This is a genomic window from Tabrizicola sp. (assembly GCF_034366665.1).
Taxonomy (GTDB): domain Bacteria; phylum Pseudomonadota; class Alphaproteobacteria; order Rhodobacterales; family Rhodobacteraceae; genus Tabrizicola.
In genome coordinates this window covers 1-25,431 of record NZ_JAXMMF010000120.1, presented here as the reverse complement: position 1 = coordinate 25,431, position 25,431 = coordinate 1, and the positions used below count along the sequence as shown (strand labels likewise).

27 protein-coding genes are annotated in these 25,431 nt (G+C 66.7%); 19 read left to right on the top strand and 8 right to left on the bottom strand.

Annotated elements, in window-relative coordinates:
* Positions 1-3: 3 nt before the first annotated feature.
* Together U1E69_RS17150 and mutL are read right to left on the bottom strand one after the other, a co-directional pair.
* Positions 4-1,182, bottom strand: coding sequence for a DNA recombination protein RmuC (locus U1E69_RS17150; RefSeq protein ID WP_322245641.1), 1,179 nt, complete (start codon positions 1,180-1,182; stop codon positions 4-6).
* Positions 1,179-3,011, bottom strand: a complete 1,833-nt coding sequence (gene mutL, locus U1E69_RS17145; RefSeq protein WP_322245640.1) for a DNA mismatch repair endonuclease MutL — start codon at positions 3,009-3,011, stop codon at positions 1,179-1,181. The genes U1E69_RS17150 and mutL overlap by 4 nt, the downstream gene beginning before the upstream one ends.
* Before the next feature lie 140 nt (positions 3,012-3,151).
* On the opposite strand from mutL, the gene U1E69_RS17140 reads away from it, so the two are divergent.
* From U1E69_RS17140 to U1E69_RS17125, 4 genes are all read left to right on the top strand, one after another.
* The gene (locus U1E69_RS17140) at positions 3,152-4,129 is read left to right on the top strand and encodes a sodium-dependent bicarbonate transport family permease (RefSeq protein ID WP_322245639.1); all 978 of its coding nucleotides are present in this window, start codon (positions 3,152-3,154) and stop codon (positions 4,127-4,129) included.
* A gap of 1 nt (position 4,130) precedes the next feature.
* Complete coding sequence (locus U1E69_RS17135) at positions 4,131-4,439, top strand: P-II family nitrogen regulator (protein ID WP_322245638.1); 309 nt, start codon at positions 4,131-4,133, stop codon at positions 4,437-4,439.
* Positions 4,440-4,508: 69 nt separating this feature from the next.
* On the top strand, positions 4,509-5,831 hold the full coding sequence (locus U1E69_RS17130; RefSeq protein ID WP_322245637.1) for an aspartate aminotransferase family protein: 1,323 nt from the start codon (positions 4,509-4,511) through the stop codon (positions 5,829-5,831).
* A complete protein-coding gene (locus U1E69_RS17125; RefSeq protein WP_322245636.1) occupies positions 5,828-6,583 on the top strand; it encodes an NAD(P)-binding domain-containing protein in 756 nt (251 codons plus the stop codon). The genes U1E69_RS17130 and U1E69_RS17125 overlap by 4 nt, the downstream gene beginning before the upstream one ends.
* A gap of 81 nt (positions 6,584-6,664) precedes the next feature.
* On the opposite strand, the gene U1E69_RS17120 is transcribed toward U1E69_RS17125, so the two are convergent.
* On the bottom strand, positions 6,665-8,368 hold the full coding sequence (locus tag U1E69_RS17120) for an acyl-CoA dehydrogenase (RefSeq protein WP_322245635.1): 1,704 nt from the start codon (positions 8,366-8,368) through the stop codon (positions 6,665-6,667).
* A gap of 109 nt (positions 8,369-8,477) precedes the next feature.
* Between U1E69_RS17120 and U1E69_RS17115 the strand changes: the two genes are divergently transcribed.
* Both U1E69_RS17115 and mscL read left to right on the top strand, forming a co-directional pair.
* Positions 8,478-9,425, top strand: coding sequence for an L-threonylcarbamoyladenylate synthase (locus U1E69_RS17115; protein WP_322245634.1), 948 nt, complete (start codon positions 8,478-8,480; stop codon positions 9,423-9,425).
* A gap of 162 nt (positions 9,426-9,587) precedes the next feature.
* Complete coding sequence (gene mscL, locus U1E69_RS17110) at positions 9,588-9,995, top strand: large conductance mechanosensitive channel protein MscL (RefSeq protein ID WP_322245633.1); 408 nt, start codon at positions 9,588-9,590, stop codon at positions 9,993-9,995.
* A gap of 57 nt (positions 9,996-10,052) precedes the next feature.
* Here mscL and U1E69_RS17105 read toward each other — a convergent pair whose 3' ends face one another.
* Positions 10,053-10,658, bottom strand: a complete 606-nt coding sequence (locus U1E69_RS17105; protein WP_322245632.1) for a sulfite oxidase heme-binding subunit YedZ — start codon at positions 10,656-10,658, stop codon at positions 10,053-10,055.
* 62 nt (positions 10,659-10,720) lie between these two features.
* Entirely contained in the window at positions 10,721-11,839 is a 1,119-nt protein-coding gene (ald, locus tag U1E69_RS17100; RefSeq protein WP_322245631.1) for an alanine dehydrogenase, read from the bottom strand.
* Between the two features lie 141 nt (positions 11,840-11,980).
* Between ald and U1E69_RS17095 the strand changes: the two genes are divergently transcribed.
* Complete coding sequence (locus tag U1E69_RS17095; protein WP_322245630.1) at positions 11,981-12,445, top strand: Lrp/AsnC family transcriptional regulator; 465 nt, start codon at positions 11,981-11,983, stop codon at positions 12,443-12,445.
* On the opposite strand, the gene U1E69_RS17090 is transcribed toward U1E69_RS17095, so the two are convergent.
* Together U1E69_RS17090 and rpsU are read right to left on the bottom strand one after the other, a co-directional pair.
* Entirely contained in the window at positions 12,442-12,996 is a 555-nt protein-coding gene (locus U1E69_RS17090) for a helix-turn-helix domain-containing protein (RefSeq protein WP_322245629.1), read from the bottom strand. The genes U1E69_RS17095 and U1E69_RS17090 overlap by 4 nt on opposite strands.
* A 317-nt stretch (positions 12,997-13,313) precedes the next feature.
* Positions 13,314-13,520: a 30S ribosomal protein S21 gene (rpsU, locus tag U1E69_RS17085; RefSeq protein WP_008027119.1), complete on the bottom strand. Its 207-nt coding sequence runs from the start codon at positions 13,518-13,520 to the stop codon at positions 13,314-13,316.
* 100 nt (positions 13,521-13,620) lie between these two features.
* Between rpsU and U1E69_RS17080 the strand changes: the two genes are divergently transcribed.
* Positions 13,621-14,295, top strand: coding sequence for a COQ9 family protein (locus tag U1E69_RS17080; protein WP_322245628.1), 675 nt, complete (start codon positions 13,621-13,623; stop codon positions 14,293-14,295).
* A 15-nt stretch (positions 14,296-14,310) separates the two neighbouring features.
* The gene (locus tag U1E69_RS17075) at positions 14,311-15,303 is read left to right on the top strand and encodes an NAD(P)H-quinone oxidoreductase (protein WP_322245627.1); all 993 of its coding nucleotides are present in this window, start codon (positions 14,311-14,313) and stop codon (positions 15,301-15,303) included.
* Between the two features lie 242 nt (positions 15,304-15,545).
* Here the strand turns inward: U1E69_RS17075 and U1E69_RS17070 are convergent, their stop codons facing one another.
* Entirely contained in the window at positions 15,546-16,184 is a 639-nt protein-coding gene (locus tag U1E69_RS17070) for a ribonuclease T2 (RefSeq protein ID WP_322245626.1), read from the bottom strand.
* Between the two features lie 125 nt (positions 16,185-16,309).
* Between U1E69_RS17070 and U1E69_RS17065 the strand changes: the two genes are divergently transcribed.
* From U1E69_RS17065 to phnE (U1E69_RS17020), 10 genes are all read left to right on the top strand, one after another.
* Positions 16,310-17,068: a DUF1013 domain-containing protein gene (locus U1E69_RS17065; protein WP_322245625.1), complete on the top strand. Its 759-nt coding sequence runs from the start codon at positions 16,310-16,312 to the stop codon at positions 17,066-17,068.
* A 164-nt stretch (positions 17,069-17,232) separates the two neighbouring features.
* On the top strand, positions 17,233-18,099 hold the full coding sequence (locus tag U1E69_RS17060) for a PhnD/SsuA/transferrin family substrate-binding protein (RefSeq protein ID WP_322245624.1): 867 nt from the start codon (positions 17,233-17,235) through the stop codon (positions 18,097-18,099).
* 7 nt (positions 18,100-18,106) lie between these two features.
* On the top strand, positions 18,107-18,907 hold the full coding sequence (locus tag U1E69_RS17055; protein ID WP_322245623.1) for a phosphonate ABC transporter ATP-binding protein: 801 nt from the start codon (positions 18,107-18,109) through the stop codon (positions 18,905-18,907).
* Positions 18,904-19,698 carry a phosphonate ABC transporter, permease protein PhnE gene (gene phnE / locus U1E69_RS17050; RefSeq protein ID WP_322245622.1) on the top strand — a complete coding sequence of 265 codons (795 nt, stop codon included), beginning with the start codon at positions 18,904-18,906 and terminating at the stop codon, positions 19,696-19,698. The genes U1E69_RS17055 and phnE (U1E69_RS17050) overlap by 4 nt, the downstream gene beginning before the upstream one ends.
* Positions 19,695-20,363: a class I SAM-dependent methyltransferase gene (locus U1E69_RS17045; RefSeq protein ID WP_322245621.1), complete on the top strand. Its 669-nt coding sequence runs from the start codon at positions 19,695-19,697 to the stop codon at positions 20,361-20,363. Before phnE (U1E69_RS17050) ends, U1E69_RS17045 begins: the two co-directional genes overlap by 4 nt.
* A complete protein-coding gene (locus U1E69_RS17040) occupies positions 20,360-21,595 on the top strand; it encodes an alpha-D-ribose 1-methylphosphonate 5-triphosphate diphosphatase (protein ID WP_322245620.1) in 1,236 nt (411 codons plus the stop codon). Before U1E69_RS17045 ends, U1E69_RS17040 begins: the two co-directional genes overlap by 4 nt.
* A gap of 12 nt (positions 21,596-21,607) precedes the next feature.
* Positions 21,608-22,516 carry a lysophospholipid acyltransferase family protein gene (locus U1E69_RS17035; RefSeq protein WP_322245619.1) on the top strand — a complete coding sequence of 303 codons (909 nt, stop codon included), beginning with the start codon at positions 21,608-21,610 and terminating at the stop codon, positions 22,514-22,516.
* 86 nt (positions 22,517-22,602) lie between these two features.
* Positions 22,603-23,421 (top strand): phosphonate ABC transporter ATP-binding protein, encoded by an 819-nt coding sequence (phnC, locus tag U1E69_RS17030; RefSeq protein ID WP_322245618.1) that lies wholly within the window; start codon positions 22,603-22,605, stop codon positions 23,419-23,421.
* Positions 23,422-23,461: 40 nt separating this feature from the next.
* Positions 23,462-24,358, top strand: a complete 897-nt coding sequence (phnD, locus tag U1E69_RS17025) for a phosphonate ABC transporter substrate-binding protein (protein ID WP_322245617.1) — start codon at positions 23,462-23,464, stop codon at positions 24,356-24,358.
* A 63-nt stretch (positions 24,359-24,421) separates the two neighbouring features.
* A complete protein-coding gene (phnE, locus tag U1E69_RS17020) occupies positions 24,422-25,300 on the top strand; it encodes a phosphonate ABC transporter, permease protein PhnE (RefSeq protein WP_416200300.1) in 879 nt (292 codons plus the stop codon).
* The last annotated feature ends 131 nt before the right edge of the window (positions 25,301-25,431 follow it).

The window sequence follows — 25,431 nt, the reverse complement described above, 5'->3', positions numbered from 1 at the left end:
ACCCTACTCGGCCGCGCCGATCACTTTGGTGGCTGTGGGTGGGGCCAGGTCGGGTGCCAGGTCGGGTGCCAGTTCCTCGAAGTCGAAGTTGTCCAGGCGCCGGGCGCGCTTCCCGGCTTTCTCGGAGGAAATCTTGATGTCCTCGATATCCTTCGCGGCCTGGCCGAAGTGGCGGTCCAGGCTTTCGACGCGGGTGCCAAGGCGGTCGACGTCGGCGTAGAGAAGCGCCAGTTCCTTGCGGATCGCGCCGGCCTGTTCGCGCATCCGGGCGTCCTTCAGCACCGCGCGCATCGTGTTCAGCGTCGCCATGCAGGTGGTGGGTGAGACGATCCAGACCTTGGCGCTGAAACCCTCGCGCACCAGGTCTGGGAAGTTTGCGTGCAGCTCGGCGTAGACGGCTTCCGAGGGCAGAAACATCAGCGCGCCGTCCGCAGTTTCGCCTTCCAGGATGTATTTGTCGCTGATCGCGCGGATATGGGTGCGGACGGCGGTGCGCATCTGCTGCGCGGCCTCTTGCAGAAGACGGGGACTGTCGGCGCGGCGAAGCGCCTCGTAAGCCTCCAGCGGGAACTTGGCGTCGATGACGATGGGGCCGGGCGGGTTTGGCAGGTGGATCAGGCAGTCCGCCCGGCGGCCGTTGGAAAGCGTGGCCTGCATCGTGTAGGCGTCCTTCGGCAGGGCCTTCTGCACGATGTCATGCAGCTGGATTTCCCCGAAAGCGCCCCTTGTCTGCTTGTTCGACAGGATGTCCTGCAGGGAAAGGACGTTGCCCGACAGCTTTTCGATATTCGCCTGCGCCTTGTCGATGGTCGCCAGCCTTTGCTGAAGCTCACCCAGGCTGCGCGCCGTGCGGGTCGAGGTGCCGTGCAACGCCTCGGTCATCTGGCGCTGCACTTCGGCCAGGCGCTGTTCCATCACCTGCAGCATCGCGGTCTGGCTGACGGCCTGGGTTTCCGACACGTGGTGGAGGCCGCCCGCAAGCCGTTCCTGCCCGTCACCCAAGGCCTGCAGGCGGGAGGAGAGCCACGACACCTCACGCATCAGGGGGGCGGCGGTCGACGAGGCCTGGGCTGCGGCGCGCAGGATCAGGACCAGGAACACCAGCAACACCAGTGCGGCCCCGCCGAAAAGCAGGATCTCGGGCGAGTTCCACGCATAGGTCTGGCCGAAGAGCGGGATCATCGCCGCCCGAACAGCCGTTCGATATCGTGCAGGCTAAGTTCCACATAAGTGGGCCGCCCGTGGTTGCACTGGCCGGAAAGGGGTGTCGCCTCCATCTCTCGCAGAAGGGCGTTCATCTCTTCGGGGCGCATCTGGCGGCCGGAGCGGACCGAGCCGTGGCAGGCCATGCGCGACAGGATGGCGTCGATCCTGGCGCGGATCAGGTCGCTGGTCCCGGCGTCGGCCAGTTCGTCCAGGATGTCGCGGAGAAGGGCGGCGCCGTTGACCGGGCCGAGGATCGCGGGGGTCTCGCGGATCGCCACGGCGTTGCCGCCGAAAGGTTCGATGCCAAGACCAACCTCGGCCAGCGCCGGGGCGGCGTCGAGGATACGGGCGGCGTCGGTGGGAGAGAGGTCGACGATCTCGGGGATCAGAAGGGCCTGGGCGCGGATGCCGGTTTCGGTCTGCTGGCGCTTCAGGCGTTCGTAGACCAGGCGCTCGTGGGCGGCGTGCTGGTCGACAAGGACGATGCCGCGTGCGGTCTGGGCGACGATGTAGTTTTCGTGCAGCTGCGCGCGGGCGGCCCCAAGGGGGTGCGCCTGGGGCTGCTCCTCGTGCGGCTGCGCCTTCTCCTCGCTGGGCGGGGCAAAGGCGGCGGCCTGGGGGGCCTCGGCGAAACCGGGGGCCTGGAAGGCAAAGGCGCGGGCGAAGGTGGCAGGGCTGGGGCGGTCCATCTGGTAGATACGCGGCTCGGGGCGGAAGGCGTCCAGTGTGGCTGCACCCACGGTCGAGGAGGCGCGATGGCCTGCGCCGGTAAGGGCGGATTTCAGCGCGGTGATGATAAGGCTGCGCGCGGCGTCGGGTTCACGGAAGCGGACCTCGGCCTTCGCCGGGTGGACATTGACATCGACGCGCTGGGGGTCGGCGATCAGGTTCAGGACTGCCGCCGGGTGCCGGTCGCGGGAGAGGACGTCGAAATAGGCGGCGCGGAGGGCGCCATACAGCATCCGGTCCAGCACCGGGCGGCCATTGACGAAGAGGTATTGCTGAGCCGACGACCCGCGAGAGTAGGTCGGCAGCGCGGCATAGCCTTGCAGGCGCAGCCCCTCGCGTTCGGCGTCGATCCGCAGCGCGTTGTCGGTGAAGTCGCGGCCGATGACGCTGGCCAGTCGGGCCTGCAGCGCGTCGAAGAGGTCGCCCGTCGCCGGATCGGCGCGGAAGAGGGGGCGCGCCTCACCCCCCGTCACGTCGCGAAGGGTGAAGCCGACCAGCGGCTCGGCCATCGCCAGGCGGCGCATCACTTCGGTGACGGCCTGCAGCTCGGCGCGGTCCGACCGCAGGAATTTCAGGCGGGCGGGCGTGGCGAAAAACAGGTCGCGAAGTTCGACCACCGTGCCACGGGTCAGCGCGGCGGGTTTCACCGGGGACAGGCGGCTGCCCTCGCAGGTGATCTGCGCGGCGTCACCCTCGGCGCGCGAGGTGATGGTCAGCCGCCCCACGGCCCCAAGCGAGGGCAGCGCCTCACCGCGGAAGCCGAAGCTGCGGATGTCCAGCAGGTCCGACCCGTCGATCTTGGACGTCGCATGGCGCGACAGGGCCAGGGGCAGGTCCTCCCCGCTCATGCCGCAGCCGTCGTCCGTGACCCGGATCAGCGTCTTGCCGCCGTCGGCGATATCGACCTGGATGCGGGAGGCCCCGGCGTCCAGCGCGTTCTCGACCAGTTCCTTCACAGCCGAGGCAGGACGTTCCACAACCTCACCCGCAGCAATGCGGTTGATTGCGGCCTCGTCCAGTTGCCGGATCACCGGACGGCCAGAAGCGCCCGTTATCTTGGGGGTGTGAAGCGTCATGCCGCTATCTGTAGCAGGCTGCCTTGAGTCGGGGAAGAACGAAACCGGACTGGTGGCTTCCGACTTGCGCTTTGCAGGGCTTGCGTCATACCGAACGGAAAAGGCGGGTTCAACGCCGTGAACACCAGAGGGGGACGGACATGCAGGACATCCTGGCGCTGGCCAGTGCCAATCTTCTGACACCGATGATCCTGTGCTTTGCGCTGGGTCTGTTCGCCGCACTTGCCCGCAGCGAGCTGACGATCCCCGAGGCGGTGGCCAAGGGAATGTCGATCTACCTGCTGTTTTCCATCGGCTTCAAGGGTGGGGTCGCCGTCGCCGATCACGGGCTGGACGGCACGCTGATTGCGGCGCTGGTGGCCGGGGTGATCCTGTCCTTCCTCCTGCCCTTCGTCGCCTTTGGTCTGCTGAAAGGGATGACCCGCCTTTCGGCCACCGATGCCGCCGCCGTCGCGGCGCATTACGGGTCGATCTCGATCGTGACCTTTGTCACCGGGTCTTCCGTGGTGCAGTCGGCGGGTCTGGTGGCCGAGGGCTACATGGTCGCCGTCGCCGCCGCGATGGAGGCCCCGGCGATCATCTCGGCCCTGTACCTGGCGTCGCGGTCCGGGGGCCGGGCCGAGAAGATGGACGCCGACCTTTGGCGCGAGATCCTGCTGAACGGCTCCATTGTCCTACTGGTCGGGTCCTTCCTGATCGGCCTTGTCACCGGCGACCAAGGGATGCAGCGGATCGAGGCGTTCATCGTGGCACCCTTCCAGGGGGTGCTGTGCCTGTTCCTTCTCGACATGGGGCTGGTCGCGGGTCGGGGGATGCGCAACGCGAAGGGGGTGCTGACGGCGGGGGTCCTGGGCTTCGGGCTGGTCATGCCGGTGGTTGGCGCGGCCTTCGGGCTGGCGGCGGGGATGCTGCTCGGGCTGTCGACCGGGGGCGTCGCGCTGATGATGGTGCTGTCGGGGTCCGCGAGTTACATCGCCGTCCCCGCCGCAATGCGGGTGGCCTTGCCGGACGCGAACCCGTCGGTCTACCTGACCCTTTCGCTTGGTGTGACCTTCCCGTTCAATCTGGTGATCGGTATTCCGGCCTGGGTGGCCGTGGCAACGGCTGTGGGGGGCTGAGATGCAGACGCACAAGGCGAAACGGGTCGAGATCATCATCGAAGCCCCAATGGAGGGCCGCCTGACTGGCGCGCTGGAAAAGGCCGGGGTGACGGGGTTCACCGTCCTGCCGGTGCTGGGCGGCTCGGGCCGGTCGGGCCGCTGGACGCGGGAGGGGCAGGTCGGCCGCAGCGGCATGGTCGCGGTCGTCTGCCTGGTCCGGCCCGAAAAGCTGGACACCCTCCTTGAGGCTGCCTTCACCGTCGTCGACCGCCATATCGGCGTGATCGGCGTGACGGATGCCGAAGTGTTGCGCGCCGAGCGTTTTTAACTGCTTCTCAATTTGACGGCGGGATGTTCCTGGGCGAACAATCCGCCGTCAGGCAAGAAGGGGCAGAATATGGTCGGCCGAAAATCGCAATCCCTCTTTGACCGGGGGCAGAAGGTGCTGGTCGAGGGGGTCTCGTCGGCCTCGCGCGGGCCGGCGACCTTCGGCGGTGCCCCGCGCTACATGAGCCACGGGGCCGGGGCGCGGCTTTATGACGTGGACGGGACCGAGTACATCGACTGGATGATGGCCTTCGGCGCCCTCCCCCTTGGCCACGCCCACCCCAAGGTCGTCGAGACCATCGCCCGCGAGGCCGCGCGCGGCACCCATTTCGCCACCGCGCTGGAGGTCGAGGTCGAGGTGGCCGAGATGCTGGTGGCCCTTCTGCCCCACGTCGACAAGGTCCGCTTCGCCAATACCGGGACCGAGGCCGCAATGGCCGCCTTCCGCCTGGCGCGGGGGCACACCGGGCGGCGCAAGATCATCAAGTTCGAGGGGCACTATCACGGCTGGTGGGACGCGGTCCTGGTCAACACCAACCCCTATCCGCCCACCCTTCTTGGCCACCCGAACGACCCGATCCGCATCCCCGACTCGTCCGGTATCCCCGAAGAGGCGTGGAAGGACACCATCGTCGTCCGCTGGAACGACGTCGAGGCGCTGGAGCGCGCGATGGCCTTGCATGGCGATCAGGCGGCCTGCGTGGTGACGGAAGGGGTGATGTCCAACATGGGCGTGATCCCTCCGAAACCCGGCTACCTGAACCGGATGCAGGAGCTGTGCCGAAAACACGGCGCGCTGTTCTATCTGGATGAAACCGTCACCGGCTTCCGTCTGGCGGCGGGCGGCTGTGCCGAGCTTTACGGGCTGACCCCCGACATCGTGACCTACGGCAAGGCGCTGGGCGGGGGCCTTCCGATGGCGATGATCGGCGGGCGGGCCGACGTGATGGCGGGCCTGGAATGGGGCAAGGTGCTGCACTATGGCACCCACAACGCAGGCCGTCTGGCGCTGCATGTCACCAAGGTGATGCTGGAGACGATGCTTGCCGACAACCAGGCGGGCTATGCCCGGATCAAGCACCTGGGGCTGATGATGACCGAACGCATCCAGCAGATCGCCGAAAGCTCCAACCGGCACAAGATGGTGGTCCAGGGCGTCAACTCGATGTTCCAGATCTTCTTCACAGAAGCCGATGCGATCACCGACTACCGTGACTTCTGCACCCATGTCGACCGGGTGAAGTTTCGCGACTTTGCGCTGCGGCTGATGGACAAGGGGGTCTACATGAACCCTTCGGCCACGCTGCACTCGCTGTCCTCGGTCGCCCATACCGAGGCTGACGTCTGGACCACAGCCAAGGCGATGGCCGAGGTGCTGGAGGAAATGCCGTGACGACCATCGGCATCCTTGGCGTCGGCGGACTGGCCGCGCTGATGGTGCGGGGGCTGCAGGGGGCGGGCTATCGGCTGATCCTGTCGCCCCGGAATGCCGAGGTCGCGGCCCGGCTGGCGGCGGAGTATGGCTGCGAGGTTGCCGCCGATAATCAGGCCGTGGTGGATGCGGCGGACGGGGTCTTCGTCTCGCTTCCTGCAGCGACGGGGGCAGAGGAGCTTGCCCGCCTGACCTTCCGCCCGGAACAGCCGGTGCTGTCGGCAATGGCCGGGACGGGGCTTGCCAGACTGCACTCGGTGATCGGCCCGGCCCGGGCGGCGGTCAGCATGATGCCGGGCTATGCCAATGCGCTGGGGATCGGGCCGTCGATCCTGTGTCCCGACGACGCCTTCTGGCGACCGTTTCTTGCCGCGACCGGCCCGGTCCAGGTCTTCGAGGATGAGGCGAGCTTCACCACCGCCGCCACTTTCGGTGCCTTCTCGGGTGCCAGCTTTGTCTGGATGGCCCAAGCCATCGGCTGGTATGAGGAGCAGGGTCTCCCTTCCGCCACCGCCCGCGCTTTGGTCGCGGCTACCTTGCGCGGCAATGCCGAGGTGCTGCTGTCCGAAGACCGCAGCCTTCCCGAAATCCAGCGCGAGGTCATCACACCCGGCGGTATTTCGGAACTGCTTGTCACAACACTGACCGCCCGGCAGGCGCTTCAGGCCTGGGATGAAGCCCTGACCCGCGTCCTGCACCGGATCGGCGGGTAGGCCGGTCGCCGTCTTGCCGGGACGCCTCCTCGTGCGACTTCGTCTTCTCGTCGGAGAGCGGATCGCACCAGCGTGTGGATATCAGGCCGCAAGGTCGCCGGGGCCCGCCGCATAAAGCCCCGCCGCCCCTTCTTTGGCCTGCGCCAACAGACCCCCCAGCTCGGGCAAAAGCCGACGGATCATGACCCGGGCCAGCGCCTCCCGCCCTGGGTCAGCCAGCGCGGCCTTCAGGTGCGCCTGCCCGCCCAACACCCGCGCGAAGGCGCGCAGGTAGGGAGCCGCGCCGGCGAAGCGGTCGTTCAGTGGAAGGGCCAGCATCGCCTCGGTCCCTTCGCGCAGCGCCTCGGCCGCGTGCCAGACCTCGTCCGCCAGATCGGGCAGGCGGTCGCGGCCAGCCTCGGCCCCGCGCTGGACCTCGTCGATCAGCCGGAACGCCGCCTCTCCGCAATCGGCCAGCTTCCGCCCCACAAGGTCCATCGCCTGGATGCCGTTGGTTCCTTCGTAGATCGGCAGGATGCGCGCGTCGCGCAGGTACTGCGCCGCCCCCGTCTCTTCGATGAAGCCCATCCCGCCATGCACCTGCATCCCCATCCCCGACACTTCGCAGGCGACATCGGTCCCGTAGGCCTTGGCGATGGGGGTCAGAAGCGCGGCACGGGCCTGCCAATCGGGACTGCCGGTCGCCGTCGCCATGTCGATCGCCTTGGCGCAGGCCAGGCTGATCGCCCGGGCCGCAAAGACCTCGGCCCGTGCCGTTGCCAGCATCCGGCGGACGTCGGCGTGGTCCAAAATCGGCCCGTCCGCCGACAAGGGCGTTGCGCCCTGGTGCCGCGCCTCGGCATAGGCCAGCGCGTGCTGCAGCGCGGCTTCGGCCAGGCCCACGCCCTGCGCGGCGACTGAAAGCCGGGCGTTGTTCATCATCGTGAACATCGCCGCCATCCCCTTGTGCGGCGCGCCCACCAGCCAACCCGTCGCGCCCGCGTACTCCATGACGCAAGTCGGACTGCCGTGGATGCCCAGCTTGTGTTCCAGACTGACCACCCGCAGGCTGTTGCGGTCGCCAAGCTGCCCCTGGGCGTCGGGGATGAATTTCGGGACCATGAACAGACTGATGCCCTTCGTCCCTTCGGCCCCGTCGGGCAGCCGCGCAAGGACAAGGTGGCAGACGTTCGGCGTCAGGTCGCTGTCGCCCCAGGTGATGAAGATCTTCTGCCCGCTGATCGCATAGGTCCCGTCGCCGTTCGGCACCGCTTTCGTCCGCAGCGCGCCGACGTCCGATCCGGCGTGCGGCTCGGTCAGGTTCATCGTGCCCGACCATTCGCCCGAGGTCAGCTTCGGCAGGTATAGCGCCTTCATCTCGTCCGAGGCGTGGTGCTCCAGCGCCTCGATCTGGCCCTTGGTCAGCAAGGGTTTCAGCTGCAGCGCCAGGCAGGCGCTGGACATCATCTCGTCTACCCCCAGCGCCAGCGAGATCGGCAGGCCCATGCCGCCATAGGCCGGGCTGGCGGCCATGCCGACCCAGCCGCCGTCGGCAATCGCGCGGTAGCCGTCGGCAAAGCCGGGGGAGGAGACGACGACGCCATTCTCCAGCCGCGCGGGGTGCTGGTCGCCGACCCGGTTCAGGGGGGCCAGGATGTCGGTCGAAAGCCGCCCGGCTTCGGTCAGAATCGCCTCGGTCAGGTCGGGGGTGGCGGCAGCGAAGCGGTTGGTCGCAGCGACCTCGGCAAAGCCCACCACGTGATCCAGGATGAAGCGGATATCCCTGACGGGGGCGCGGTAGGGCATTGGAGGCTCTTTCGGTCAAAGCTTGGCAAAACGGGGGGGCTGGCTTATGGACGGCCCGTCGCAAGGCTATTCCATTCGCCGAACCCATCAAGCTGGACGCTGCGTCACCATGACCCAAACCCTTGCCCCAGACGATGCCGGGATCACCGAGGCCGCGCGGCTGCTGGCGGTGGGCGAGCTGGTCGCCTTCCCGACCGAGACAGTCTACGGGCTGGGCGGGGATGCGCGGTCCGACCGGGCCGTGGCGCGGATCTACGAGGCCAAAGGGCGGCCCAGCTTCAACCCGTTGATTGTCCACCTGCCCGATCTTGTCGCGGTGGAAAAGATCGCGCACGTCGGAGTTAAGGCGCGGATGCTGGCGCAGGCCTTCTGGCCGGGGCCGCTGACGCTGGTTCTGCCCTTGCGCGACGGGGCAGGAATTTCGCCCCTGGTGACCGCGGGGTTGCAGACAGTAGCAGTGCGCATCCCGGCGCATCCCCTGGCGCAGCGGCTGTTGCGCGCGTTCGATGGCCCGGTGGCGGCGCCCTCGGCCAACCCCTCGGGGCGGGTGTCGCCCACCGAGGCCGCCCATGTGCTGGAGGGGCTGACGGGCCGGATTGCGGCGGTGCTGGATGGCGGGCCCTGTGCGGTGGGGCTGGAGTCGACCATCGTTCTGGCCGACCCCGAGCCAGTGCTGTTGCGTCCCGGCGGGGTGCCGGTCGAGATGCTGGAAGCGGCCCTGGGCGAACCTCTGGCGTCCGGCGGCGACGCGGGGAAGCCGACGTCTCCGGGCCAGCTTGACTCACACTACGCGCCGGACGCGGCCCTGCGGCTGAACGCGACCACGGCACGGCAAGGTGAGGTGCTGGTTGGCTTCGGACTGGTGAAGGGCGCGTTGTCACTGTCCGAGACCGGCGATCTGGTCGAGGCGGCGTCGCGGCTGTTCCAAAGCTTGCGCGCGGCGGACCGTCTGGCAGGACCGGGCGGGCGCATCGCCTTTGCCCCGGTGCCCGAGACGGGGCTGGGCCGCGCGATCAACGACCGTTTGCGGCGCGCGGCGGCACCGCGGGGCCTTTGAAAGACTGCAGCCTTGGCGTCACAGCGGGCTGGCTTATGCATGGAACGGGGAAAATTCCCCGTTAACATTCTGTTCACCTATGCGATAAGTTCGCGCAGGCCGTCGAGCCTGAGCAATCAGAAAACCCGTCAGCCAAGGCGGGACTGACAAGGGAACAGTGAAATGCTGAATGAGTTCAAAGCCTTCCTTATGAGAGGCAACGTGATGGACCTCGCCGTAGGTATCATCATCGGCGCTGCCTTCACCGCGATCGTCAACAGCCTGGTGGGCGATCTGATCAACCCGGTCATCGGCCTGATCCTGGGCGGGGTCAACTTCTCGGACATGTTCCTCGATCTTTCGGGGACCGCGCCTGCCTCGCTGGCCGCTGCCAAGGAATCGGGTGCCGCCGTCTTCGCTTACGGCGCGTTCATCACCGCACTTATCAACTTCATCATCATCGGTTTCGTCGTCTTCATGCTGGTGAAGTTCATGAACAGGCTGATGCCCAAGAAGGAAGAACCCGCTGCGCCTGCCGGGCCTTCGGACAACGACTTGCTCAAGGAAATCCTGGCTGCGCTGAAGAAGTAGCCCCGACATCCGGAAAGAGAACGGCCCGCAGGCGCGATCCTGCGGGCCGTTTTCCATTCAGGCGGGCAGCGGCGCGCGCGGGCGCAGGTACCAGTACCACAGCCGGTACGCCCACAGCGCGATCAGCGGGCCGAAGTGCACCGCGGCCGGGGGCCAGCTGCCCCAGTTGTGCAACGCGGCCCAGTGGATCAGCACCAGGACGGCGGCCGGATAGGCCCAGCGTTGCAGGGTCTTCCATCCCGCGTGCAGCCAGCGCTGCGACGTATTGTTCGACGTGATGGCCAGGGGCACGAAAAGCAGCATCGCCAGCCAGCCGGTCCAGATATCGGTATGCGGCAGGGCCTCGACGATGCGGTCCAGAGTGCCTCGGTCGATCACGTAGACCAGAGTATGCAGCGCGGCGTAGACAAAGGCTGCAACCTCGATGTCGCGGCGGTGATGCACCAGCCAGCGTGGCCACTGGCGGCCCTTGAACAGCAGCATCAGCCCCGAGGCCATCATGCCGATGATCATGAACCGCGCCGCCCATTCCCCCGTGGGGTGCAGAAGGCGGTGGAAGGCCTGCGCGTCGTCGCCGAACAGTGGGCCGATCAGGGGGAGGGCGGGAATGGCAAGCACGACCCAAAGGACAAGGGTCGAAGGTTTCTGGCCGAGAATTGTCATGGGGCACCTTTGGTCTGGTGCCCCATATACGCCGCCGCGGGGCGGTTCCGTCGTGATCCAGATCAGATTGTCAGCGCCTCGGCGGCGGAAATCACCGGCAGGCCAAGGGCCACGCCCACCGCGGCGTAGGTCAGCTTGCCAGCGTGGACGTTGAGGCCGTTCAAGAGGTGCTTGTCATCGGCACAGGCCTGCTTCCAGCCCTTGTCGGCCAGGGCCAGCATGAACGGCATCGTGGCGTTCCCCAAGGCCTGCGTCGACGTGCGGGCTACGGCGCCCGGCATGTTGGCGACGCAGTAGTGCATGATCCCGTCGACCTCGTAGATCGGGTCCTGGTGGGTGGTGGCGCGGGAGGTCTCGAAGCAGCCGCCCTGGTCGATGGCCACATCGACAAGCGCCGCGCCGGGCTTCAGCTCTTTCAGCTGGGCCTTCGAGATCAGCTTCGGTGCGGCAGCACCGGGGATCAGCACCGCGCCGATGATCAGATCGGCCTCACGAGCCAGAGCGATGGTGTTCCCGGCCGAGGCATAGGCGTTCTTGAACTCGCGCCCGAAGACGTCGTCCAGATAGCGCAGGCGGTTGACCGAGCGGTCGATCACGGTGACATCCGCGCCCATCCCGGCGGCGACCTTGGCGGCATGGGTGCCCACGACCCCGCCGCCGATGACCAGGACCTTGGCCGGAAGCACGCCCGGCACGCCGCCCAGCAGGACGCCGCGCCCGCCGTTGGCCTTCTGCAGGGTCCAGGCCCCGACCTGCGGGGACAGACGGCCCGCAACCTCGGACATCGGGGCCAGAAGCGGCAACCCGCCGCGGTCGTCGGTCACCGTCTCGTAGGCGATGCAGGTGGCTCCGCTGGCGAGAAGGTCGTGGGTCTGCTCCGGGTCCGGGGCGAGGTGGAGGTAGGTAAACAGGACCTGCCCTTCGCGCAGGCGCTTGCGTTCAACGGACTGGGGTTCCTTGACCTTGACGATCATGTCGGCCTTGGCAAAGACCTCCTCTGCCGTGTCGACGATGCGGGCACCGGCAGCGACATAGTCGGCGTCGGCAAAACCTGCGCCCATGCCGGCCTTGGTCTCGACCATCACCTCATGGCCGTGGGCCACGGCTTCCCGCGCGGCGTCGGGGGTCATCCCGACGCGGAACTCCTGCGGCTTGATCTCTTTCGGGCATCCGATTTTCATGATTTTCTCCCCCTTGGGACCTGGTCCCTGTGGGTGCAATCGTGATCCGATTTGGTGGCGATGCTTTGAATTCTGGTTGGCTGTCAGGCTGACTATGCGTAGCTTCTTCGAAACAACCGGCAAATCACCAAAGAATCTTGCATGGCCCTTGATCTTGACGCCACCGACCGCCGCATCCTGACCGTGTTGCAGAAGAACGGCCGGATCACCAACGCGGAACTGTCCGAGGCGGTGAACCTGTCGCCGTCGGCCTGTCACCGCCGCGTGCAGCGGTTGGAGGAAGACGGATTCATCGCGGGCTACGTGGCGCTTCTGGACGCCCGGCGCATGGGTCGGATGACGACGGTCTTCGTCGAGATCACCCTGCAAAGCCAAGCCGAGGATCTTTTGGACGCCTTCGAGCGCGAGGTGGCCAAGGTCCCGGACCTGCTGGAGTGTCACCTGATGGCCGGGACGGCGGATTACCTGCTGAAACTCATGGCCGAGGACACCGAGGATTTCGCCCGCATCCACCGGCAATTTCTAAGCCGCTTGCCAGGCGTGCGGCAGATGCAGTCCAGCTTTGCGCTGCGGACGGTGGTGAAGACGACGGCGCTGGCGGTCTAGGCGGCGACCGGCTGATAGCCCTGCAGGTAGCCCATCACCGCGCGGCGGGTGCGGTCGGTCAGCGCGCCACGGTCAGCCTCATGCGCCTCGCTGGCGGCGTCGATCATGCCGCGCAGGATGGCCAGGATGTCCTGCGCCGTCGTCTCGGGGCGCTGGATCTTCAGCTCGTCCAGACGGGCGGCGATCAGCACGGTGATCCGGGCCGAGAATTCGGCGGCCTCCGGGTCCGGCGGCATCTGGCTGCGCGCCAGGTTCAGCGTCCGCGACAGCGACGGGCGGGCCAGGTAATGCGCGACGGTCGCCTCGATCAGCTCGTCCACCAGGTGCGTCAGCGTGTGTGCAGCGTCCGAACTGACGATCCGCTCCACCGCCTCTAGCAGGTTCGCCCGTTCCGCCCGGATCAGGGCGGCAAGAAGCGCGTGCTTGCCGGGGAAGTACTGGTACAGCGACCCGATCGAGACCCCGGCCCGCGCTGCGACGGCGTTCGTCGTCAGCGCATCCAGCCCTCGACCCGAGCAGAGGTCGGCTGCGGCGGCAAGGATCCCGTTCACTTTTGCGCGGGAGCGGTCTTGGCGGGGGTGTTTGCGAAGCTCGATCATGGGCCAACGGTAGGCGGTCCAATTGCGGCAGAAAACTGTTAAATGTGGCGACAATTGGAAATACATTGTTTACGCCCGCCCAAGTTGCACCACGGGGCCGCCACAATGTCGCCACACAACCTTAGGTTATCCAGCGCCGATTTGGCAGGCGAACGGCGGTCTGCGAAACGGCCCCAGGAGGCCAGCGGAAGGGCAAAGAAAAACCCCCGGCCTTCCGGACGGGGGTTGATCGGGATGGGAATCGCTTCCCCAGTGTCGCTTGAGACGTCTTAGAGACCGCCTTCGCGCTGAAGCTTCTTCCGCGCAAGTTTCCTTGCACGGCGCACGGCTTCGGCTTGTTCGCGTGCCTTCTTGACGGAGGGCTTCTCGAAATGTTGCTTGAGCTTCATTTCGCGAAACACGCCTTCACGCTGAAGTTTTTTCTTCAGAGCACGGAGAGCCTGTTCGACGTTGTTGTCGCGGACGCTGACCTGCATGTGGTTGTCACCACCTTCCTAAGCTAGAGTTGCACTATGATGTGCAGGCTGGGGCGCTATATCAAAGCGTCACCGGCTTGTCTACCAAGAGGAGAACGCCATGTCCGAGGACGAACTCAAGGCCCGCGTGCTGGATGCGGCGCTGTCGCATGTGCCGTTCGACGGCTGGTCCGAACGGACCCTGGCGGCGGCAATCACCGATGCAGGCGTGGCACCTGCCCTGGCCCGGTCGCTGTTTCCGCGCGGGGGCGTTGACCTGGCCCTGGCCTATCACCAGCGCGGCGACGAGGCGATGGTAGCGGAATTGGCGCAGCGGAACCTGACGGCCTTGCGGTATCGCGACCGGATCGCGCTGGCGGTGCGCCTGCGGCTGGACAGCGCCGACCGTGAACTGGTGCGGCGGGGAACGACGCTTTTCTCGCTGCCGATGCATGCGGCGGACGGGGCAAAGGCGATCTGGCAGACAACGGACCGGATCTGGACGGCCTTGGGCGACAGTTCACAGGATATGAACTGGTACACCAAGCGCGCCACGCTGTCGGCGGTCTACGGGGCGACGGTGCTGTACTGGCTGGGAGACGAGTCGTCCGATCGGCAGGCGACCTGGGATTTCCTGGACCGCCGCATCGACCAGGTGATGCAGGTCGAGAAGCTGAAGGCCAGTTTCCGCGAAAATCCGCTTGGAAAAGCCTGGAAGGCGGGTCCCGGCAAGCTTTTTGAAACCATTCGTGCGCCAAAACTGCCGGATGACCTGCCCGGCCGGACCCGCGGATAAGACGAAGGACCGAAGATGACCCTGTCGCACAGCATGCTTGCCATCGAAATCTCGTCCCCCGGGGGGCCGGACGTGCTGCAACCGACTTCGGTGCCGGTTCCGGTCCCGGGCCACGGCCAGATCATCATCCGCGTTGCCTATGCCGGGGTGAACCGCCCCGATGCCCTGCAGCGCGCGGGCGCCTATGCGCCGCCACCTTCCGCGTCACCGCTTCCGGGGCTGGAATGTTCGGGAACGGTGGTCGAGGTCGGGCCGGGGGTCACGCGCTGGAAGATCGGCGACCAGGTCTGCGCGCTGCTGCCCGGTGGCGGCTACGCCGAATACGCGGTGACGCCCGAAGCGCATGCCCTGCCGATCCCCAAGGGTCTGTCGCTGAAGGAAGCCGCCTGCCTTCCCGAAACCTGCTTCACCGTCTGGTCCAACGTGGTGATGCGCGGTGGTCTGCGCGGGGGCGAGCGGGTCCTGATTCACGGCGGGACCAGCGGGATCGGGACGACGGCGATCCAGATCGCTCATGCGCTTGGCGCGCGCGTCTTCGCGACGGCGGGCAGCGACAAAAAGTGCCAGGTCTGCCGTGACCTTGGGGCCGAGGCCGCCTTCAATTACCGCGAGACGGACTTTGTGGCCGAGATGAAGGCATTCGGCGGGGCGAACATGATCCTGGACATGGTCGGTGGTCCCTATATCGAGCGGAACTTCAAGGCCTTGGCCGATGGCGGACGGCTGGTGCAGATCGCTTTCCTGCAGGGCGCGAAGGTCACGCTGAACCTGGCCGAGCTGATGACGCGGCGGCTGGTCCTGACAGGGTCCACGCTTCGGCCGCAGTCGGACCTGGCCAAGGCAAAGATCGCCAGGGCGGTCGAGGATAACGTCTGGCCGATGATCGAACGCGGTGCGGTCAGGGTGGTGATGGACAGCGAATACGACCTGCCCGACGCCCCCGCCGCGCATTGGCGCATCGAATCCGGCGGCCATGTCGGCAAGATCGTGCTCAAGGTGGGTCCGTAAGGAATTCCTTACCGTCGACGCGTCGGTTTCACCCGCTCTCTGGCTTTCCGGCGCGGATGGCTTGACGTAAGGTAAATTCAGGTCAGGCGGGGTCGGAATTTCCCATCCAGACATTTGCAGCCTGGTGCGGACCCCAGCCGCTTCTGGCACCCGGTCATTTGACGGACGCCTTTTCCTGAAATCCCCTCACACGGAATATGGTACCATTCCGGTCCCGCCTGCCGCCTTACCCACCTGATGCCTTAGCGGACCGGCTCCAACACGGCATCGGGCAAGCGGCAGTCCCGGATCACGTCATCGCCACAGCGCCGGAAGTCCAGATCGCGGGTCAGACAGACCCTTGCCTCCTGGATCAGGCCCGACTTGCAGGTGATGGTGATCTGGTCGCGCGCAAGGCCGGGGTTGGCCTCCAGAAACGCCTCTTCGATCACCGCCGCCGGGACCTGCAGGCGGCGGGAGACGTCCTCCAGAAATCCGGGAACCGCGACGCGGGCATAGGCCGCGCGCGCGGTCTGGAAATAGTCGGGCGCGGACAGGCCCGCACAGCGCCCATGCTTCTTCCACTGATAGAACGCCGGCCCGGCCCCGCCCATGATATCAGCCATTGCAGCCGTCTCGGCGCGGGTCGGGTCGCGCTCGACCGTGCGGCAGAACGAGGGCCAGCCGTCCTCATACTGCGGCCAGAGACCATGCAGCACGAAGGTCAACCCCCGGCCCGCATCGCATTGCGGGTCGTCGCGGGAATCGCCCTCCAGCGCGCACCAGGCTGCGGACCATGACAGCGACAGGACGTAATAGTCGAAGTCCCAGGCCTGCTCGCCTTCCGCCCGTGCAGCATTGGACCAGCACAAAGCCGCGACGGCCAACAGGAACAGGCGCATTTTCGCTTCCCCTTTGCGCATTTCGGCCCTATATGGGCGCCTGAATTCCCCGAAATCGTGGAACTCGCGGGCCAGGCCCGCAGCCGTTTTCCCGGCACGGGACAGGTTTGTAAAGGAGAGATCCGATGTCGAAACCGCTTATGGCCAAGGCCACTGCCGTCTGGCTGGTGGACAACACGACGCTGAGCTTTGCCCAGATCGCCGATTTCTGCGGGATGCACGAGCTTGAGGTTCAGGGGATCGCCGATGGCGACGTTGCCACCGGGGTCAAGGGCTTCGACCCGGTCGCCAACAACCAGCTTGACCCGATCGAGATCACCCGCGCCCAGGCCGACCCGCTGTACCGCATGAAACTGAAGTTCAACGCCGCCGCCGTGGGCGAGGAAAAGCGTCGCGGGCCGCGGTATACTCCGCTGTCCAAGCGCCAGGACCGCCCGGCGGCGATCCTGTGGCTGGTGAAGTTCCACCCTGAACTGTCGGACGGTGCCATCGGCAAGCTGGTCGGCACCACGAAGCCCACGATCCAGTCGATCCGTGAGCGGACGCACTGGAACATCGGCTCGATCCAGCCCATCGACCCCGTCGCCCTGGGGCTGTGCAAGCAGTCGGAACTTGACACCGCCGTGCAGGCCGCAGCGCGCAAGAAGGCGGCTGACGGCGTGGTGATGTCCGACGACGAACGGCGCAAGCTGGTGTCGACCGAGCAGTCGCTTGGCATGGCACCCGACGCGCGGATGCCCTCGTCCCTTTCGGGGCTGGAGGTTTTCGGCGACGAGGAAAAGGACGACAGCCCGGCTTCGGACTTCTCGGATGCCGACAGCTTCTTCAACCTGCCCGCGGGCGAGCAGGACGATGACGAGGACGAAGACGACCGTCGCCGCTGATCGAAGCATAGTTTATTCCGGACAAGGCCCGGTCGCATATGGTGCGACCGGGCCTTTCCTTTGCGGCGCAGCCTGTCGCAGGACTGTAACCTGAGCGTCGCGGGACTGTCGTCCGGCAGTGCTATCCGCCCTTTTCAGCATAACCTGAACAGGACGTCGCCTCGATGAAACACCTTCTCGCCTCGGGCCTTCTGGCCATCGGCCTTGCCGCTGCCACCCAGTCCGCCGCCCAGGACACGATCCGCTTTGCCGTCACCGACATCGACGGGATGGAGGCGCTGCAGCGCGAGATGGGGCCGTTCAAGGATGCGTTCGAGGCGGCGTCTGGCCTGAAGGTCGAATTCTTCCCGGTCTCGGGCCGCACTGTCGCGGTCGAGGCGATGGCCGCCGACCAGGTCGATTTCGTGCTGACCGGGCCTGCCGAATACGTGGTGTTCAACGCCCGCCTTGACGCGCAGCCGGTCGTGACCTGGGTCCGCCCGGACTACTATTCCACCGTCGTCGTGCTGGACGAAAGCCCGGTCAAGTCGCCCGCCGACCTGAAGGGCCAGAAGATCTCGTTCGGCGAGATCGGATCGACTTCGCAGCATCTGGGTCCGGTCGATCTTCTGGCGCAGGCCGGGCTGACCTACGCCGTGGACTATGAGCCGGTGTTCCTGAACCGCAACGTCGCGGTCGAGGCGCTGATCTCGGGCGATATTGCCGGGATCGGCCTGAACCGGACCCATATCGACAGCATCACCGAAAAGTTCCCGGACCAGAAGTTCCGCGTCCTGGTGAAGGGCCCGCAGCTGCCCGACGACATCCTGCTTGCCTCGGCCACGGTGTCGCCCGAGGTCGTGGAAACCGTCCGCAAGACCTTTGCCGACAACAACGAGGCGATCCTGGCGGCGCTGACCTCGACCGAGGAGAACGCCAAGTATATCGGCGGCAAGTTCAACGCCTCGGTGACGAACGCGGATTACGACGTGGTGCGCAAGATGTTCGAGAACATCGGCATCACCGAGTTCACCGAATTCGTCGGCGAGTGATCCCCGCATGAACGCGCCGCTTCCCCCGCGCGCGCTGGCCGGTTCTGCCTTGGCAGAGCCGGTTCTTGCCGTTGCAGGCCTGACCAAGGACTTCCCGGGTCGCAAGGTGCTTCAGGGGCTGAACTTTGCCCTTGCACCCGGCCAGGCGACGGCGCTGATCGGGGCGAACGGGTCGGGGAAGTCCACCCTTCTGCGCTGCCTGGTGCGGCTGATCGAACCCAGCTCGGGCCAGATCCGCATGCTGGGCCGTGACGTGCCCGCCCTGTCCCCGCGCGCCTTGCGCCAGTTCCGGGCCGAGGTGGGGATCGTCTGGCAGCGCCACAACCTGGTGCCGCGCCTCTCGGCCCTGTCGAATGTGGTCCACGGCGTTCAGGCCCGGATGTCCGGCCCCCGCGCCTGGGCGCAGTCGCTGGCCCCGGCCCCCGTGCGCGACGAGGCGATGGCCTGCCTTGCGCGCGTCGGTCTGGCCGATCGGGCGCTGATCCGCGTCGACAGCCTTTCGGGCGGTCAGCAGCAGCGCGTCGCCATCGCGCGGATGCTGATGCAGCGCCCCGCCTTCATCCTGGCCGACGAGCCTGACGCCAGCCTTGATCCGCAGACCGGGGAGGAGGTGATGTCCCTCCTCCTGAACCTGGTGCGCGACGACGGCCTGTCGCTTCTGGTGATCTCGCACCGGCTGGAGCACACGCTGCGCTTTTCCGACCGCATCCTGGGCCTTGCCGACGGGCGCATCGCGCTGGACCAGCCCACCAGCCGCGCGACCCCGACCAGCCTGCGCCACTTTTTCGACCACGCCGAGGCCGCATGACCACCCTTGCCCCCGCCCGCTTCCAGCACCGCAGCCTGGCCGAATACGCGGCCCTTCTGGCTGTGCTGGCGCTGGTCGTCACCTCGCTGGCCGCCACCGCCCCCGCGCTGGACCGGCTGGGCAGCGGCGTCGCCCGACTTTTCGCGCCCTCGGGGATGCTGACCCAGATGTTCCCGCCGGACTTTACCCGGATCGTGCCCATCGGCTGGAAGCTGCTGGAGACGCTGCAGATGGCCGTCGCGGGCTGCTTCCTGGGCCTTCTCCTCGCGCTCCCTTTCGCAATCCTGGCGACCGACCGTTTGTCCCCGCACCCCCTGGTCCGCCACGCCGCCCGCGCCGTCATCGCGCTGTTCCGCACCGTGCCAGACCTGGTCTGGGCGATCATCTTCATCATCATCGTCGGCCTTGGCCCCGCTGCCGGGGTCATGGCGATCATGGTCGACAAGATCGGCTTTGCGGGCCGCTTCTTCGCCGAAGCGATGGAGGAGACCGACCCCGGCCCGCAGGACGCCCTGCGCGCCATCGGGGCGAGCCGCCTGGGGATCATCGGGTCCGCCGTGATCCCGGCTTGCCTGCCGTCCTTTACCGCCACATCCCTTTTCGCGCTGGAAAAATCCGTGCGCGGTTCGGCTGCCCTGGGCCTTGTCGGGGCAGGCGGCATCGGCGTGGACCTCAAGGTCGCCTTCGACCTGTTCAACTATGACGAGGCGCTGGCGATCATCCTTCTCATGCTGGCCCTGGTCGTCGCTGTCGAGCAAGGCTCGGGCTGGATTCGCAGGAAATTGATATGAACCATATGCTTACCGATACCGCACATCTTTACTGGAACGCCGAGTGGCAGAAGGCTGACCACTCAAGTCCCTGGGCGATGCCTGAACCCTGGGCCATCGACCACGCCAGCACTCTGGCGCAGGGGTCGCGCATCCTGGACCTTGGTGCCGGGATCGGGCGGCATGCGCTGGCCTTCGCCGAGGCGGGACACCAGGTCACCGCGCTGGATGCGTCCGAGGCCGCGATGGCCGCCGTCGCTGCCGCCGCCTTCACGCGCAACCTGACGCTGGACACCGTGCAGGCCCCGATGACCGACCTGCCGTTCAAGACCGCCAGCTTCGACCATGTCCTCGCCTGGAACGTCATCTACCACGGCGACGAATCCGTCGTGCGCCGCACCCTGTCGGAAATCGCCCGTGTCCTGCGCCCCGGCGGCACGTTCATGGCGACGATGCTGTCCGCCCGCCGCCTGCCCGTCGAACAGGCCAAGGCCAAGGGGCGTGAGATCAGCCGCAACACCTGGGTGTTTGAGGGCGAAGGCGACAAGATCCACCCGCACTACTTCTGCACCGCGCCCGATCTTCTGTCGCTGATGTGGGGGTTCGAGGTCTTCACCCTCTTTGACCGGCCGCATGAAAAGCCCGGCTCGTGGCACTGGCACCTTCTGGCCGAGCGTCTGGCATGAGTGCCGAACTCATCGAAGGTGCCCGCGTCATCCTGGACGACCGGATCGAGGTCGCATCGGTCCGCATCGAGGCTGGCCGGATCACCGGGATCGACGTGGCGCGCGACGGGGCGTCGGTCATCCCGGGCCGCGGGCGCATCCTGGCCCCGGCATTCGTCGATGTTCACGGCGACGCCTTCGAGCGCCAGGTCATGCCGCGCCCCGGCGTGATGGTCCCGGTGGAAACCGCGCTTCTGGAGACCGACCGCCAGCTTGCCGCCAATGGCATTGCCACTGCCTACCACGCCCTGACCCTGTCCTGGGAGCCGGGCCTGCGCAGTGTCGACACCGGCTGGCAGATCCTACGCGCGCTGGAAGCCCTGCGCCCCCGCCTGACTGCCGACAACCGCCTGCAACTGCGGTGGGAGACCTTCTGCCACGAGGCCGAGCCGCTGATTGCCCATGCCCTGGCCGGTACCGACCGTCCGGCGCTGGCGTTCAACGACCACACGACCTCGATGCTTTTGCATCCCGACGTGTCGGTGCAGGACCGGCCCTTCGACCAGGTCGACCCCTATCCGGTCACGCCGTTCGACGCGCCGCGTTTCGTGAAGAAGATGGCCGACCACGCCCGCCGCGCCCAGATCTCGCCCGAGGAGTATGTGGCGCTGCTGACCTCGGTCTGGGCGCGCCGCGCCGAGGTTCCGGCCCATATCGCGCGGATGGCGGCGCTTGCGCGGTCGCACAAGGCGCCGATGCTGTCCCACGACGACAGCCAGGCCGAGACGCGCAGCTACTATCGCGACCTTGGCGCGACGGTGGCCGAGTTTCCGATGCATGACCGCGTGTTCCTGGCGGCAAGGGAGGCAGGCGACCCCATCGTTCTTGGGGCGCCGAACGCCATGCGGGGCGGCAGTCATCTGGGCAGCCCCGGCGCGGCGCAGATGATCGCGCGCGGGCTGTGCGACATCCTGGCCTCGGACTACTTCTACCCGGCCATGCTGGGCGCGATGGTGCGGCTGCACGCCGACCGCGTGGCCTCGCTTCCCGCGCTGTGGAAACTGGTCTCGCTGAACCCGGCCCGCGCGATGGGCCTTGCAGACCGGGGCCGCATCGCGCCTGGCCAGCGCGCCGACCTTCTGCTTCTGGATTGGCCCGAGGGCCAGACCCCGGCCCCGCTGCGTACCTGGGTCGCCGGTCGGCCCGGCTATTCTGCCTTGCCCCCTGTCCCCCAAACCGAACCCGCCCTTTAGGGAGAGCCCCTGATGTTCGACGCGCTTGCCAACTTCGACACGCTGCCCGCCGCGCCGCAGGCCGACTTTTCTTACGCGCATCCCGGCCAATCGCGCTTTCGTCGCAGCCTGATCCGCGCGGTCGAGACGCTGACCGGCCAGCCAAAGCTGCGGCGGCTTTACCTGGACTGGGCCTGGGGCGACAGCCAGCCGGGGGTGCCGGTGTTCTCTGCCGCGCTTCGCCAGTTGCAGATTGCCCCCCGCATTGCAGAGGGCGAGCAGCATCTGAAGGCGGTCCCGGCCGAGGGCGGGCTGCTGCTGGTGGCGAACCATCCCTTCGGGGTGGTGGACGGTCTGACCATCGGCCATCTGGGGATGCAGCTGCGCGGCAATGTGCGCATCATGACCAACAGCCTTTTGTGCCGCGTGCCCGAGGTTGATCCCTACCTTCTGCCGGTCGACTTTTCCGGCACGCCCGAGGCGCGGCGGCTGACGGCCGAGACCCGGAGGCAGGCCGCAGCGCTGCTGCAGGCCGGCAAGGTTGTGGCGGTGTTCCCGGCAGGGGGCGTGGCGACGGCCAACAAGCCGCTCACGGGTCGCGCGGTCGATGCGCCCTGGCATCCCTTCATCGGTCGGCTCGCGACGATCCCCGGGGTCACAACCCTGCCGATGCACTTCTCTGGCCAGAACTCGCGCCTCTTTCAGATCGCCAGCCACACCTCGTACCCGCTGCGCGTCGCGCTGATCTTCCACGAGACCCGTCGCCGCATGGGCCAACCGGTCGAGCTGCGCCTTGGCACCCCTGTCGCGTCTGCTGACCTGGCGAAGCTTGACCGCGACCAGGTCGCCGCCGACCTGCGCCGCCGCTGCATGGCCCTGGCGGCCCCCGCGCTGAAAAACCCGGACGAGACCTACATCTGGCCCAGCCACATCAAGTGGTAGAACCCGTCACACAAGCTTCATTCAGACTTCGACAACCTGTCACATCCGCCCGCTAGGACCGTCGCAACCAAAGGTGAGGGTCGGCGATGCTGGATGTGCAGGGCGTGACGCGGATGTTCGGCCAGAAAGCCGCCGTCGACAACATCAGCTTTCAGATCAACGGTCCCGCCTTCGTCGGCATCATCGGTCGTTCTGGTGCCGGGAAATCCACCTTCCTGCGCATGATGAACCGGCTTCTCGACGCGACCTCGGGCGAGATCCTGGTCGAGGGCCGCAACGTCCTTGCCCTTAAAGGCCCCGCAGCCCGCGCCTGGCAGTCGCACTGCGCAATGATCTTCCAGCAGTTCAACCTGGTGCCGCGAATGGACGTCGCCTCGAACGTCCTGCACGGCATCCTGAACCGCCGGTCCACTCTGCAGACCATGTTCAACCTCTGGCCCCGCGCCGACATCCTGCGCGCGTTGGAAATCCTCGACCGCCTTGGCATCAGCGAACAGGCCCCGAAACGGGCCGAGGCGCTGTCCGGCGGCCAGCAGCAGCGCGTCGCCATCGCCCGCGCCCTGATGCAGGACCCGAAGATCATTCTGGCGGATGAGCCCATCGCCAGCCTCGACCCGATGAACGCGCAGGTCGTGATGGACACGCTGAAGCGCATCAACGTCGAGGATGGCCGCATGGTCATCGCCAACCTGCACACCCTGGATACCGCGCGCCGCTACTGCGACCGCGTGATCGGGATGCGCGACGGCCGCATCGTCTTTGACGGCACGCCCGACCAGCTGTCCACCGGCGTCGCCCGCGAGATCTACGGCGCCGACGCCAGTTTCAACGAGGACGCCACGTCGACCTCGATCCCCACCGACACTGCAGCCGACCGGTCCTACGCGGACCTCATGCTGTCGTGAAGCCACGACCAACCCCCCGCACGACACCTACGGAGAAACCATGCAAAAGCTGCTGACTGCAACCGCACTGACCGCGATCCTCGCCTCCTCGGCCTTCGCCCAGGAAATCAAGGAATTCAACATCGGCATCCTTGGCGGCGAAAACGCCCAGGACCGCCTGACCTCGAACGAATGCTTCCGTGCCAAGATCGAAGAAGCGCTTGGCGTTCCGGTCAAGATCTTCACCCCGGCCGACTATGACGGCGTGATCCAGGGCCTGCTGGGCGGGACGCTGGACTATGCCTGGCTTGGTGCCAGCGCTTACGCCAAGGTTTACCTGACCGACCCGGAAGCGGTGGAAGTCAAGCTGACCAAGCAGAACGTCGACGGCTCGACCGGTTACTACTCGATCGGTTTCGCCCGCAAGGACACCGGCATCACCGATATGGACACGGCCAAAGGCAAGGTCTTCGCCTTCGCCGACCCGAACTCCACCTCGGGCTACCTGGTCCCGGGCGCGGAACTGACCGCCAAGTACGGCACGCTGGAAGACTACTTCGCCGAAGTGAAGATGTCCGGCGGCCATGAGCAGACCATCGTCGGCGTCGCAAACGGCGACTTCGACGCTGGCGTGTCCTGGGCTGACGGCCTTGGCAACTGGGAAGACGGCTACAACTCGGGCGCCTTCCGCAAGGCGGCTGACGCGGGCCTCGTCGACATGTCGAACCTCGTCGAAATCTGGCGCTCGACCCTGATCCCGGAAGGCCCGATGGTCGTCCGCAAGGCGCTGCCGCAGGACGTCAAGGACAAGGTCACCACGCTGACCGCCGACCTGTGGGAAACCGACAAGGACTGCGCCTATGCCGTTGCCGCCGGTGACGCCAAGGACTTCGTCCCGGTCGAACATTCGGCCTACGACGGCATCCTGGCCGCCCGCAAGCTTCAGGAAGGCATGTAAGCCTTCGATCCGGCCGGACCCCGCGCTCCCCGGGGTCCGGCCTTTTCATTTCCGGATTCCCCTATGGTCGATATCGCCTTCGGACCGACACCGGGCCAGCGCCCCGATCTGTCCAACCGCAACGAAGCCTATCTCGACATGGTCCGCCGCAAGCGGATGTATGGCGGTATCCTGATCGTCATCTTCGTCGCCCTCATGGCCTCGGGCTGGAACCTGGCGGAAGAGCGCAACGCCGGCGGCTTCCTTGACGGTCTGCACCAGACCTTCGCCTTCCCCGCCGAAGTGCTGTCCGAAGCCTGGGAAAAGCGCGCCCTTCTGCCCGGCCTCTTCTGGGACCATATCCCCGCCCTGATCGAGACGCTGAACATTGCCGCCGTCGCCACCCTTCTTGGCGCTTTGGCCGCCATGTCGCTGTCTCTCCTGGCCACCCGCGGCCTTGCGCGCTGGCCGCGCCTGATCCCGGTCTTTCGCCGCACGATGGACGCCCTTCGCGCAATCCCCGAGATCGTTATCGCGCTGGTCCTGATCTACATCCTTGGCGGTGGCCCGGTCCCCGCCGTGATCGCCATCGCGCTGCACACCGGCGGCGCCCTGGGCAAGCTCTTCTCCGAAGTGGCCGAGAACGCCGATCTGAAGCCCATCGAGGGCCTGCAATCCGTCGGCGCCAACTGGTCGCAGCGGATGTGGCTGGGCGTGATCCCGCAGGTCGCGCCGAACTGGCTGTCCTATGCGCTTCTCCGGTTCGAGATCAACGTCCGCGCCTCGGCAATCCTGGGCTTTGTCGGCGAAGGCGGCATCGGCCACGACCTGAAACTGGCGATGCAATGGGGCCAGGGCCGCTATGACGAGGTGGTGGCGATCTTCGCTCTTCTCTTCGTGACCATCGTGGTGATCGACCAGATATCGGACCGCTACCGCCAGAAGCTGGTGAAGGGGCACTGACATGACCGCAACGCTTTCGCCAAGCCTCGCCGACACCGTCACCGCCAGCTTTGCCGCCAAACGCCGCCTGGCCTTCGCGATCCCGGCAGCGATCCTCGCCTACCTGGTCTACGCCGCGATCAGCTTTGACC

Excerpts from the sequence above, each read along its gene's own strand:
- U1E69_RS17075 (WP_322245627.1), top strand. The coding sequence starts at position 14,311 with ATGACCCTGTCGCACAGCATGCTTGCCATCGAAATCTCGTCCCCCGGG.
- ald (WP_322245631.1), bottom strand. The coding sequence starts at position 11,839 with ATGAAAATCGGATGCCCGAAAGAGATCAAGCCGCAGGAGTTCCGCGTC.
- U1E69_RS17105 (WP_322245632.1), bottom strand. The coding sequence starts at position 10,658 with ATGACAATTCTCGGCCAGAAACCTTCGACCCTTGTCCTTTGGGTCGTG.
- U1E69_RS17120 (WP_322245635.1), bottom strand. The coding sequence starts at position 8,368 with ATGCCCTACCGCGCCCCCGTCAGGGATATCCGCTTCATCCTGGATCAC.
- U1E69_RS17040 (WP_322245620.1), top strand. The coding sequence starts at position 20,360 with ATGAGTGCCGAACTCATCGAAGGTGCCCGCGTCATCCTGGACGACCGG.
- U1E69_RS17115 (WP_322245634.1), top strand. The coding sequence starts at position 8,478 with ATGACCCAAACCCTTGCCCCAGACGATGCCGGGATCACCGAGGCCGCG.
- U1E69_RS17130 (WP_322245637.1), top strand. The coding sequence starts at position 4,509 with ATGGTCGGCCGAAAATCGCAATCCCTCTTTGACCGGGGGCAGAAGGTG.
- U1E69_RS17055 (WP_322245623.1), top strand. The coding sequence starts at position 18,107 with ATGAACGCGCCGCTTCCCCCGCGCGCGCTGGCCGGTTCTGCCTTGGCA.
- U1E69_RS17140 (WP_322245639.1), top strand. The coding sequence starts at position 3,152 with ATGCAGGACATCCTGGCGCTGGCCAGTGCCAATCTTCTGACACCGATG.
- U1E69_RS17060 (WP_322245624.1), top strand. The coding sequence starts at position 17,233 with ATGAAACACCTTCTCGCCTCGGGCCTTCTGGCCATCGGCCTTGCCGCT.
- phnC (WP_322245618.1), top strand. The coding sequence starts at position 22,603 with ATGCTGGATGTGCAGGGCGTGACGCGGATGTTCGGCCAGAAAGCCGCC.
- U1E69_RS17095 (WP_322245630.1), top strand. The coding sequence starts at position 11,981 with ATGGCCCTTGATCTTGACGCCACCGACCGCCGCATCCTGACCGTGTTG.
- phnE (WP_322245622.1), top strand. The coding sequence starts at position 18,904 with ATGACCACCCTTGCCCCCGCCCGCTTCCAGCACCGCAGCCTGGCCGAA.
- U1E69_RS17135 (WP_322245638.1), top strand. The coding sequence starts at position 4,131 with ATGCAGACGCACAAGGCGAAACGGGTCGAGATCATCATCGAAGCCCCA.
- U1E69_RS17080 (WP_322245628.1), top strand. The coding sequence starts at position 13,621 with ATGTCCGAGGACGAACTCAAGGCCCGCGTGCTGGATGCGGCGCTGTCG.
- U1E69_RS17045 (WP_322245621.1), top strand. The coding sequence starts at position 19,695 with ATGAACCATATGCTTACCGATACCGCACATCTTTACTGGAACGCCGAG.
- mutL (WP_322245640.1), bottom strand. The coding sequence starts at position 3,011 with ATGACGCTTCACACCCCCAAGATAACGGGCGCTTCTGGCCGTCCGGTG.
- rpsU (WP_008027119.1), bottom strand. The coding sequence starts at position 13,520 with ATGCAGGTCAGCGTCCGCGACAACAACGTCGAACAGGCTCTCCGTGCT.
- U1E69_RS17065 (WP_322245625.1), top strand. The coding sequence starts at position 16,310 with ATGTCGAAACCGCTTATGGCCAAGGCCACTGCCGTCTGGCTGGTGGAC.
- phnE (WP_416200300.1), top strand. The coding sequence starts at position 24,422 with ATGGTCGATATCGCCTTCGGACCGACACCGGGCCAGCGCCCCGATCTG.
- U1E69_RS17070 (WP_322245626.1), bottom strand. The coding sequence starts at position 16,184 with ATGCGCCTGTTCCTGTTGGCCGTCGCGGCTTTGTGCTGGTCCAATGCT.
- U1E69_RS17035 (WP_322245619.1), top strand. The coding sequence starts at position 21,608 with ATGTTCGACGCGCTTGCCAACTTCGACACGCTGCCCGCCGCGCCGCAG.
- U1E69_RS17150 (WP_322245641.1), bottom strand. The coding sequence starts at position 1,182 with ATGATCCCGCTCTTCGGCCAGACCTATGCGTGGAACTCGCCCGAGATC.
- phnD (WP_322245617.1), top strand. The coding sequence starts at position 23,462 with ATGCAAAAGCTGCTGACTGCAACCGCACTGACCGCGATCCTCGCCTCC.
- mscL (WP_322245633.1), top strand. The coding sequence starts at position 9,588 with ATGCTGAATGAGTTCAAAGCCTTCCTTATGAGAGGCAACGTGATGGAC.